This is a genomic window from Anaerobiospirillum sp. NML120511 (genome assembly GCF_023050955.1).
GTDB lineage: Bacteria > Pseudomonadota > Gammaproteobacteria > Enterobacterales > Succinivibrionaceae > Anaerobiospirillum.
Genome location: NZ_JALKIK010000052.1, coordinates 17330 through 28367 on the forward strand (window position 1 = coordinate 17330; position 11038 = coordinate 28367).

Annotated in this window: 5 protein-coding genes and 2 tRNA genes; 1 reads left to right on the plus strand and 6 read right to left on the minus strand. The window is 53.0% G+C overall.

Features of this window, described 5'->3' with window-relative positions; all coding sequences use genetic code 11:
* Positions 1–8: 8 nt before the first annotated feature.
* From MXE39_RS11395 to MXE39_RS11410, 4 genes are all read right to left on the minus strand, one after another.
* Complete coding sequence (locus tag MXE39_RS11395) at positions 9–4088, minus strand: VacB/RNase II family 3'-5' exoribonuclease (protein ID WP_246978816.1); 4080 nt, start codon at positions 4086–4088, stop codon at positions 9–11.
* 1135 nt (positions 4089–5223) lie between these two features.
* Complete coding sequence (hemW, locus tag MXE39_RS11400) at positions 5224–6528, minus strand: radical SAM family heme chaperone HemW (protein ID WP_246978815.1); 1305 nt, start codon at positions 6526–6528, stop codon at positions 5224–5226.
* Positions 6529–6989: 461 nt separating this feature from the next.
* Positions 6990–7595 carry an RdgB/HAM1 family non-canonical purine NTP pyrophosphatase gene (rdgB, locus tag MXE39_RS11405; RefSeq protein WP_246978814.1) on the minus strand — a complete coding sequence of 202 codons (606 nt, stop codon included), beginning with the start codon at positions 7593–7595 and terminating at the stop codon, positions 6990–6992.
* A 196-nt stretch (positions 7596–7791) separates the two neighbouring features.
* Complete coding sequence (locus MXE39_RS11410) at positions 7792–9216, minus strand: FAD-dependent oxidoreductase (RefSeq protein WP_246978813.1); 1425 nt, start codon at positions 9214–9216, stop codon at positions 7792–7794.
* A 160-nt stretch (positions 9217–9376) separates the two neighbouring features.
* Here MXE39_RS11410 and MXE39_RS11415 point away from each other — a divergent pair, with 160 nt between their 5' ends.
* Positions 9377–9991: an HAD-IA family hydrolase gene (locus MXE39_RS11415; protein WP_246978812.1), complete on the plus strand. Its 615-nt coding sequence runs from the start codon at positions 9377–9379 to the stop codon at positions 9989–9991.
* Positions 9992–10622: 631 nt separating this feature from the next.
* Here the strand turns inward: MXE39_RS11415 and MXE39_RS11420 are convergent.
* Both MXE39_RS11420 and MXE39_RS11425 read right to left on the minus strand, forming a co-directional pair.
* Positions 10623–10698: transfer RNA gene (locus MXE39_RS11420), tRNA-Phe, on the minus strand.
* Positions 10699–10739: 41 nt separating this feature from the next.
* Positions 10740–10815, minus strand: a tRNA-Phe gene (locus MXE39_RS11425).
* Positions 10816–11038: the final 223 nt, after the last annotated feature.

An 11038-nucleotide genomic window follows, 5' to 3' on the forward strand; every position in this document is an offset into this window, starting at 1 on the left:
TTTGAAGACTACTTGTCAGAAGCGCCAGTCTTTTTGGCTGACTTTCTGATGGCAGGCTTTTTCACCGGCTTGCTCTCAGCACTTGCAGCGCTGGCAGCTGTCTTCTTTGCAGCTGGCTTGGCCTCAGGCTCAGCTGCTGCGGACTTAGTCTTGGCAGCTGGCTTTGCAGCTGACCTGGCCGGTGCCTTGGCGGTAGCCGTCTTCTTTGCAGCTGGCTTGGCCTCTGGCTCAGCCTCAGCGTCTACGGCCTTTGCCTTGGCAGCTGGCTTTGCAGCTGACCTGGCCGGTGCCTTGGCGGTAGCGGCCTTGGTGGCGGCGGACTTCTTTGCAGCTGGCTTAGTCTCTGGCTCAGCTTCGGCAGCGGCGGCCTTTGCCTTGGCTGCTGGGCTGGCCGTAGCCTTGGTGGCAGCGGCCTTGGTGGCGGCGGTCTTCTTTGCAGCTGGCTTTGCCTCTGGCTCAGCCTCAGCGTCTGCGGCCTTAGTCTTGGCAACTGGCTTGGCAGATGTCCTGGCTGGGGCCTTGGCGGCTGCAGTCTTCTTTGCAGCTGGCTTTGCCTCTGGCTCAGCCTCAGCAGCGGCTGCGGCAGCTGACTTGGCGGCTGGCTTTGCAGCTGACTTGGCTGGGGCCTTGGCGGCTGCAGTCTTCTTTGCAGCCGGCTTGTCCTCTGGCTCAGCCTTAGTGTCTGCGGCCTTAGTCTTGGCAACTGGCTTTGCAGCTGTCCTGGCTGGGGCCTTGGCCGCTGCAGTCTTCTTTGCAGCTGGCTTGGCCTCTGGCTCAGCTTCGGCAGCTTCAGCCGCAGCCTTGGCAGCTGGCTTTGCTGGAGACCTGGCCTTCTTTGCTGCAGGCCTGGCCTCTGGCTCAGCCTCAGCGGCTGCGGCAGCTTGCTTGGCTGGAGCCTTGGCTGAGGCTGCCTTGGTGGCTGCTGTCTTCTTTGCAGCTGGCTTTGCTTCCGGCTCTGATGGAGGGCTGAGCTGAACCTCATCGGCTCTGACCAGCCCCATGCTGTCTGCCTGAGTCTGGGCCTTGGCTCTGCTGCGTCTGGTTACGGTAACAGTGGTATCACCGCCCAGAGCTACTTCCTGCTCAGAGACTGTTTCCTCGGCCTGACGGCTCTTGGCATTGGACCTGGAGGCAGTGCTGCGTCCTGATTTTGCAGGTGCGGCGCTGTCGGCCTTGTCAGCCTTCTCGGCCTTGCTCTTGCCAGACTTTTTAGATGGACGGCTCTGCCCGGCACTTTCAAGGTCAGCATCGATACGTGATGCAGTATCAATCAGCAGTGGATCAACATCTTCGTCGTTCTTGCGGGCTCGGCTGCGGGCTGGCTTTTCCTGGGCCTTTTCGCTGTCATCAAGAGCAATGACTTTGGTCCTGGCAGTGCTGCTGCCAGTCTTGCGCTTGACGGTAATAACGGTGCCTGAAGAGACGGACTCATCCTGAGCTTCATCCTTTGCAGCCTCAGCTTTTGCCGGTGCTGCTTTAGCAGCGGCTTTGGACTTGCCCTTTGCTGCCTTGGACTCCTGAGCGTCAGCTGGCTCTGATGTGGCCTGCTGAGCTGGCTTAGTCCTGGCAGCGGCCTTGGAACCTTTGGCGCTGCGGGATGAGTTTTTGGCATTCTCGATATTGCTGATGCTCTCATCCTCAGAAATGTTCAGACTCTTTGCCACTGAGAAATCGCAATGCGGACGGGTAACAGTATTGCTGTTATCAGGCTCAACACCACGGGTAAAGCGGCCAATGTCATCGAGGAAAGCATTCTTGACGTCATTGCTGCCACGGTAGCCCTCACTTGCTGTTGACTTGAGCTGCTCCTTGGCTGCATTGATATCAAATTTGGCGTCACTCTTACGTGGGCTTTCAACAGGCATCAGGTCGATAAAGCGGGCCTGACTGTTGACATTGCCAATACGTACCTTGATCTGATCGCCCTCATGGAAGACAGCGCCGCCGTAGCAGACAAAGCTGCGGTCATTGGCGTTGATGGTGCAGCCATCCTTGAGCATGCCGTCAATGTAGAAATCATTGAGGGTTACAAAGATGCCATGGCTGGAAATAGTGGAAACAGTTGCATCCACAGCCTCGCCAATGAAGTTCCTGACGTACTCGCACTTGAGGGAGTTATCAACATCGTACTCGGCATCAGCTGCAGAGATTTCCTTTTCAGTACAGGAGTTGCCCAGCTTGACCAGAGCATCGTGGCTGTACTGCTGAGAACCAATCTTGCCCCACTCGCGCTTCTGCTTCTTCTCCAGAATGTATTTGATAACACGGTGAATCTGCAGATCAGGATAACGGCGGATTGGAGAGGTGAAGTGTGAGTAGTTCTCCAGAGCCAGACCGAAGTGGCCGATGTTGTCAGGGCTGTAAGTAGCCTTGGACATGGAGCGCAGCAGCTGCAGGGAAATGATCTGGTGTACACCCTCGGCAAGCTTGCTTACCTGCAGGGATACATCCTTGAAATCAAGAGGGGTTGGCTCATAGCCGTGGGCCAGATCGATACCGTGCTTGGACAGAATTGCGCGCAGACGGTCGAGCTTCTCCTCAGTTGGGCGGGAGTGCACACGATACAGGCTCTGGAAGCCGTTTTCCTTGACGAAAGATGCAGCACAGACGTTAGCTGCAATCATGCACTCTTCAATGAGCATGTGAGCGTCATTGCGCTCGTATGGAACCATGCCCTTGATGCGCCACTTTTCGTCGAAGAGGAAGTTGACCTCAGTGCTCTCAAACTCGAATGCGCCACGGCCTTCGCGGGCCTTTCTCAGAGCCTGATAGAGCTTGTGCAGAGTCTTGACCCATGGGACGCACTTCTGGTTTTCCTCAGAAATGGCCTTGCCCTCGGAAATCATTGACCATGCTTCGGTGTAGGTCAAACGGGCGTGAGAGTTCATGACGGCTGGATAGAATTCGTAGCTTTCAATGCGGCCACGGGTATTTACTATCATTTCGCAGACCATACACAGACGATCTACACCAGGATTGAGCGAACAGATGCCGTTGGACAGCTCCTCAGGGAGCATAGGCACTACGTAGTAAGGGAAGTAAACGGAGGTGGTACGCTCAAGAGCTTCGGCATCAATGGCGCTGCCTGTTCTTACATAGTAGGATACGTCAGCAATGGCGACATACAGGTGGAACTTGCTGCCCTGCATCTCACAGTAAACAGCATCGTCAAAGTCCTTTGCATCCTCACCGTCAATGGTAACCAGAGGCAGATCACGCAGGTCGACACGACCCTTGATCTCATCTTTCTTAACCACGGCTGGAATGCTCTTGATAGAGCTCTTGACGGTCTCAGGCCATGCTGAAGGAATACCGTGCTCGAGCAGAGCCTTGATAATGAAATTATCAAGCATGCCGCGATCGCCCTTAACAGGAGTAGGACGGACAACCAGGATATTTGGAGCCTTACGGGCAAGAATTTCAGCTACTACCAGAGAGCCGCCCTTGATGTCCTTTTCATCCTTGGTAACACGAATGTCATAGGCACTGAAGCCCTTTTCACGGAAGAAGATCTTCTTGTTGCCGCCGGTAACATCACCGATCAGAGATGAACGCATCTTGACCAGCTTGATGACATAGGCTGCATTGATAAAGGTGTTGACCACAACCTTGACGCGATCGCCAGGGATGATCATGAACTTGCTGAACAGCGGGTATGTATTGCCCTCGCCGTCATCAAAGCGCAGTTCAACAGCGCTTAAAGGAGGTTCACGGCGTACGTTTACGCAGCTGACCTCGCCCTCGCATACGCGGGCAAAGCCGGTGGCCACAAAGCCTGCACTGTGTCCGATGTACTGCAGGGCGCCATCATCAATGAGCTCCTGAATGACATCAAGATATTGCTCAATACTGATATTTGAGGTGGATCCCTTGAAACCTACTGAAGAGAGCATAAAGCTCAGCAGATCAAGGCGGCGGTTGGAAAGTACTTCCTCAAAGGAGAAATGACGGGTGGCTGCACACAGATAAACAGCTGTCTTGAAGTCGGAGGCGACATCTCCCTTTGGAGCATTCTTTTGTTTTAGCAGCTCAGATGCATCTGCCAGAACATCAGTCTGAGCTGTGTCGGTATGCATATCATTAGCCATAGCAAAATCCTTAATATAAAAAGCCGCATAACAGGCAGCCATCCTTAACTGATGACCAGCTATGCGTGAAGCCTGCGGGGGCTGCAACCCTGTTCACCTGGTGCATGAATCTGTCCTTGCGCACCACAATCCATCCGGGAAAGCCATGCTTTGAGGTACACAGAGATACCGTGGCAAGACCAGAACTGTCTGATAACACCATAACTGTCTGGTAACACCTGGATCCACTGATAGAACCTGAAATGACTGATCCTGGTAATGTTGTTCCTGCATTAAGGGATGTATGAGAAAGGTGAGAGTTGAAAACTTAAATATAAATCCTGTTCAGGCCCTGACCAGTACAACCACAAGACCTGAATATCATGCCTTAAAGTGCAGCTGGCTGTGCTGCCCTCAGGCCATAAGAATAACCGTGTGAACTGACAGTGACGATGTGATCCACATACGTGACAGCCCGGTGTGGCTGTCCACTGCAACCTCCCATTACCGGCCTCAGCCCTGAATTAACCCGATTACCAGCCCCTGTCCGGGCAGGATGTGCACGCTCACATACACAAAGATCTGCCCCAAATCACAGGACACAAACGCTGCGCAACACAATAGCCTGTCTGAACTCAGGCTATGCCAGTCAGACTGCCTTGCCAGCTGTAAGGCAAGCGGCCTGTATCTGCAGGCCACACCTCACCGTCTTACAGATGATGCCGGTCTCAGTATCAGTCGCAGTTTTTGCTAACTGGCCGGAGCTCTTAATAAGAGCAGTGGCTTATGACTTTGCTGACTTTATCAGCTGTGTCATGGCTGCCAGACTCATGGGCACCAGGTCAGTACTTGCAGATGACCATTGCGCAGAGTCTGCCTGTAGTAACAGTATTTTGGGTCAGGTATGTAAGCAGCATAAGGGACTTAAGAAAAGGCTGCGTTAAAAATGCACCTGACTGTACTGTAATCATACGCTTTTCACGCGGCTGTGCACGTATATTTCCTGTCTAATCTGACAACAGCGGGCTCCTGCTCAAAAAGAGCAGGTTAAAAATGCTTATTGCTGCGACGCAGCGCTATGCTGCTGCAGCGCTGAGCGTGCAGCGCTGGTCCTGCCGCGTCAGGCAGACGGTTGCAGGCTCATACCGGTATTTTTTCACAAAAACCGCGCAATAACATCATTTAACATGATTTTTCCCTGCTGCGTCAAAGAAAAACTCAGATCATGTTCCAGCTCAATGAGCCCATCGGCAGCAATCTCAGTCAGACTGTCCTTGAGTGAAGACACAGGCATGCCGGTGCGAAGCTGATATTCACTGCTGTCTACCCTGTCTATGAACAGGCGCAGGCGGTTGAGCATGAACTCAAAAGGTATGTCTCCTGACTCAACAACTGTTTTACTGCGCACGCCCTTACCATCCTTGAGCTGGCCCTGAATGCACCAGTTGAGGTAGTCCTGATAGTTTTCAGGATTTGCTGAGCGGGTAATGACAAAATCATTGCCAGATGTCAGAGTGATTTTCTGATGAGCGGCCGCGCCAATGCCCAGATAGTCGCCATAGAGCCAGTAGTTCTGATTATGAACACAGCGGTATGCGCCACCAAGGTTATAACCGGACACTTCATAATGCTCAAACCCGGCCCTGTCGATAAGATCAAAGCCCTGCTCCTCAATGGCAAGGAGCACGTCCTCATCAGGCAGCACCGGAGGACGCTCTCCAAAAACAGTACCCTCTTCAAGAGTCAGCTCATACCAGGACAGGTGGGTGCTCTCAAGCTGCAGAGCTATAAGCAGATCATCAAGAGCCTGTTCCACATCCTGACGTGGCAGGCCATGCATAATGTCCAGATTGTAATTGTAAAATCCGGCAGCCACGGCATTACGGCAGGCAGCCCTGGCCTCATCGCCATTATGGATACGGCCAAGACGGGAGAGCATGCGATCGTTAAAGCTCTGTACGCCAATGCTGATGCGGTTAAACCCCGCAGCCCGCAGCTCACGCATTTTGGCCAGATCCACAGTGCCCGGATTGGCCTCCAGCGAAACCTCAGCCCCAGGCGCAAGGTAAGGACCGACCTTTTCAAAAAGACGCGCCCACTGGGCAGGCTGACACAGACTTGGGGTGCCTCCGCCAATGTAGACACTGACAATGCTGCGGCCCTGCAGCAAAGGCAGCTTGAGCTCAAACTCACTTATGAGCAGGTTTACGTACTGCGCATCACGGGAGCTGTCCTCACCTGAGGCTATGGAGGCAAAGTCACAGTAAGGGCATTTTTGCACGCAGAAAGGATAGTGGATATACAGCCCCACATCATTGCGCGAAAAGAGCAGCTTATGGCGCTGCTCAGGCTCAAGCATCAGCCCCGGTGGCATGGTAGCCGCCTGATCACGGGCCCGGCTCAGATGAGTATTGAGCGTGTCAGCATGCTGGTTAAACAGCTCCTGAGCATTTGCAGTCATAACCTACCTTACAAATCATCATCTCTTCCCTCCAGCATCATCCCCAACACTCACACTGTAATGACGTACTTGGTCACCATAGTGGCCTGACCTGCCATGGGTGCAGCTGCGCTGCAGGCCTGCAGCCGTGCCTGAATGAACAGCCATGCATATGGACATGTATACGGCCATGCATGCGGTCATCATACGGCAGTGCATGTGTGCAGGCATGGGGCCATGATGCCGCCGTGCGTGCAGGCATAAGGCCAAGATGCCGCCGGCGTGCTGGCATGCGGTCGAGCAGCGTAGGAATGGGCTGAACGGCCCCTGCAGTCTGTGGTGCCGGGGTTACTCTTATGTCTTGAATGAGTGGAGGGAAAGAAAAGAAAAGAAAAGTTTAAGCAAAAGACTCAGCCCTGCAGACTGGCTGGATGGCTGCTGCAGGACTGCGGGGCAGGCATGTGCTTCCTGCCGTGGGGATATCAGATTTCGTTGCAGCGGGAAAGCTCAGAGACGAGCAGTGACAGAGCGCGGGCACGATGGGAGATTACATTTTTGATCTGATGAGGGATCTGGGCTGCCGTGCAGTTACGTCCTGTGACCACAAAAAGAGGATCGTAACCAAAGCCGTTCTGTCCCATCGGCTTCATGCCAATGGTGCCTTCCCATGAAGCGGTCACGACTACAGGCACAGGATCGTCCTTGCTGCGTACATAGGCAAGGGCTACAAAGTAACGGGCGGTACGCTTGTCAGCAGGAACATCCCTGAGAGCCTCGAGCAGCTTGTCATTATTGGCCTTGTCATTACCCCAGGTGCCACAGTAACGGGCTGAGTAAATGCCCGGAGCACCGCCAAGGGCATCGACGCACAGGCCGGAGTCATCAGCAAGAGCTGGCATATGAGCATGGGCGGCGGCATTGCGGGCCTTAATCAGAGCGTTTTCAATAAAGCTCAGACCATTTTCCTCAGCCTCAGGAATATCAAATTCCTTCTGCAGGTGTACTTCAATGCCCAGAGGTGACAGGATGTCGCCAAATTCGCGTGCTTTTCCGCTGTTATTGGAGGCAAGTACTATCTCTTTGACCATTTTGTGCTCAATATCCTTATCTTCGGTAATTCTATTGCGTATGCAGTGCCTGCATGTTGTGTGTCTTCAGCTGCTAAGCAAGTCTCGGCCATGCAGCCTGGCAGTAATGACCGGACTGACCTCAGGCTGGCCAGCCGGGCTTGCAAGCCGGGCGGGCTTCCCGGCAAGGCAGAAGCGGCTCTTCAGATCAGGAAGCCTAAAGCCCTACGGCCTTGCGGGCTATGTTTTTGATGGCCTGCTCACAGGCTGACTTAATGACGGCTTCGTAGGATGGGGTGAAGTACGGCAGCTGTGCTACCTGCTCTATTGTGAGCTCCTGGGCAATTGCCATGGCCAGCAGATGAGCAAGATGACTGGCGTCATGCATGCACAGCTCGGCGCCCAGAATTTTATGGCTGCTCTCATCTACGTACATGCGCAGCAGTCCGCCATCGTTATGGGTGATGAGGAACAGCCCGCTATTACTGCGCACCTCTGCTGAAATAAAGGAGTTGCCTGCGCGGGCACGCACCTTGACCTCTTCATAACTCATACCCACCATGGCCATTTCAGGGTCAGTTGCCAGAATGTTCAGAGCAAATGCCGGCTGGCACTGCTTAACATCAGGCCAGGTAACAGCATTGGTGCCTGCAGCTGCACCCTGCTGCCGGGCCTTGTCAGTAGTCATGGTGGTGTTGGTGACATCACCAGCTGCAAAAATATGAGCAATGGAGGTCTGCATGGTCTGCTCATTGATTTTGATGCAGCCGTTGCGATCGACATCCATACCAATGGCTCTGAGGTTAAGACCATCAAGTTTTGGATAGCGTATTGAGCAGGTCAGAATGGTATCCACACCCATATGGTTTTCGTAATTATCTGAATCCAGATAGTAGATACCAAAACCGCGCTCATACTTTTCAATGGCTGTGGTGTAGCTGTTAAGTACCAGATCAAAGCGCTCGTTGAAGGCATCCACAGCTGCTGAAATTACTGACTCGTCAGTAAGATTCCACAGTCCGTTGTTGCCAAACACCACTACTCTGACGCCAAGGTAGGAAAGTGCCTGACCAAGCTGCAGACCTTCGCGGTTGGAGCCGAAAATGGCAATGGACTGTGGCAGCTGATCGAGCTCGAAAAAGTCCTGAGTGGTATAGACACCCTGACTTTGATACTTGCTGAGCTCGTATGGAACTACCGGTACTGAACCTGTGGCGATAACAGCGGTCTTGAACTTTACCGTATGGCTCTCATTGACCATCAGGGTATTGGCATCAATGAAGTGGGCACGGCCGATAAGACGGTTACTTTCAGGAATGCGGTAGATAAAGGAGAGAATCTCGCTGGTATCTTTGGCGCGGACGGCACGCAGATTATTCAGCACATGATGATTATCAATGGCCGGATCAAATTTGGTGGTAAGACCAAAGCGCTCAATACTGTGGATAGCATGGCAGCTTTGTCCGGCAGCCGACAGGTAGGACAGAGGGGTATCACCGGTGCGCTTGGCACTGGTTCCCAGAGGACCTGATTCTACAAGGATACAGTAGGCACCGGAGGCTGAAGCTTTCATAAAAGCCTCAAGGCCGGCCGTTCCGGCTCCAATAATGACAGTATCGCAGGTAAGAACGAACTCGCTCATAGAAAATCTCTCTGACTTCAGCTGAAGACTGCCCTTAATAATAAACGAGCAGGCGCTTTTTTGCTGATAAATTAATAGCCAGCCTGCATTTTGAGGAAATTTTTCCCCCACACAGCTCTTATTTTGCTATAAACGAAATGTTCGTTATAAGGAGCCAATCATGATCGATGTTGATTTTTCCCCATATCAGGGTCTGATCTTTGACCTTGACGGTACCCTTATTGACTCTATGCCGTATCACATTCAGGCATGGCAGCAGACGGCAAAAGAGCACGGTTTCTCCATTGAACCTGAATTTATCTGCAAAAGAGGTGGTTTCTCCTCACGCAATATAGTTCTGGCCATGGCTGACGCCGGTCATGATGTGGGTGACGTAAGCGAATTTGTGCGCCGCAAAGTTGAGCTCTACCGCTCATGGATTAACAAGGTCCCCCTGTTCCCAAGAGCTTTTGATATTCTCAAAACAGCCCGTGAGCGCGGTGCAAAGATTGGCATTGGCACCGGAACCCAGCGAATTAACGTTGTTGATATCCTTGAGATCCACCATATCTCTGACATGATCGACTTCATTGTCAGCGCCGATGACGTAACCAGACATAAACCGGATCCTCAGACCTATCTTGAGCTCATGGAGATGATGAAGCTCACAGCTGAAAAGATTCTGGTAGTCGAAGACGGCCTGCCAGGCATTCAGGCAGCCGCCGCAGCCTCCATGGACTGCCTCGTGGTTGATAACGACAAGTTTATCCGCCTCGACCGCCCTCAGCGCAGCTGACCGCCACCAGCAAGCCAGCCCCTGCGGGCATGCAGCTGGCCTGCTGCTGGCATGCTGCCGCATTCAGACCATAAGGCCTGACCTGCCCTCCCCAGCCGGGCACGCACAGCCAGCCCGGCCCCGCCTGTGCCTGCCCAAAGCACACCAGTAACTCTCATCCCAACCAGCACCCTCACAGGCATTGCAGAGCATACCCATGCCCAAACAGTCTTGCCCGCGTCTTCAGCATGAAGCTGGCGCGCCGCTGTGCCCACTCTCTGCCCCGGCACGAACCTGCTCACGCGGCAGCCGTATGCGCAACAGCCAGTACACGAGCGACACGCAGCGTCATAGCAGGCACCTGCAGCGTCGATGCAGAGCCTGCTTGCATGAGTGCATGGGACAGCAGGACCAGAACTGGTTGCGCACTTATGACAGGAGTGGTTGCGCGCTTATGAAATGAGCTTTTGTGGGCTGGAGGAGTTATATGGAGCTGGTGATCTGGAGGGAGTATCGTTGAGGCACTGTTATGCCGACAGTGTTACGGCAGGAGACAGAGCTGCCCAGCTGGGCATGAGATGGCTGGCGCGAAAGCGCGTGTCTGTATCTAGTAACATAAAAACAAAAAAAGCAGCTAATGCTGCCTGGTAAGTGGTGCCCAGACCTGGAATCGAACCAGGGACACAAGGATTTTCAATCCTTTGCTCTACCGACTGAGCTATCTGGGCATCGGTGATGGTGACATTGTTGCGGCACCATTTTACTTTGATGGTGCCCAGACCTGGAATCGAACCAGGGACACAAGGATTTTCAATCCTTTGCTCTACCGACTGAGCTATCTGGGCAACGGCGCTTATTAAACCAAATCGGCCCTGCAGTGTCAACAAAATTTTTAGAAATTTTTCATGTATTTTAAACATGGACATTACAAAGCGATATACACGCTAATTTTGCGTAGATCCGTGAAGCCTATTCTTAAATGTGGTTAACTAAATAGGAATATTTTCCACGAAAAAATGACAATATCCTCAGACTGGAGGATGCATGCACAGGCACCTCTTATGAGGG

Bases quoted from the DNA above. Each gene is read 5' to 3' on its own strand.
- MXE39_RS11415 (WP_246978812.1), top strand. From the start codon at position 9,377: ATGATCGATGTTGATTTTTCCCCATATCAGGGTCTGATCTTTGACCTT.
- hemW (WP_246978815.1), bottom strand. From the start codon at position 6,528: ATGACTGCAAATGCTCAGGAGCTGTTTAACCAGCATGCTGACACGCTC.
- MXE39_RS11410 (WP_246978813.1), bottom strand. From the start codon at position 9,216: ATGAGCGAGTTCGTTCTTACCTGCGATACTGTCATTATTGGAGCCGGA.
- rdgB (WP_246978814.1), bottom strand. From the start codon at position 7,595: ATGGTCAAAGAGATAGTACTTGCCTCCAATAACAGCGGAAAAGCACGC.
- MXE39_RS11395 (WP_246978816.1), bottom strand. From the start codon at position 4,088: ATGGCTAATGATATGCATACCGACACAGCTCAGACTGATGTTCTGGCA.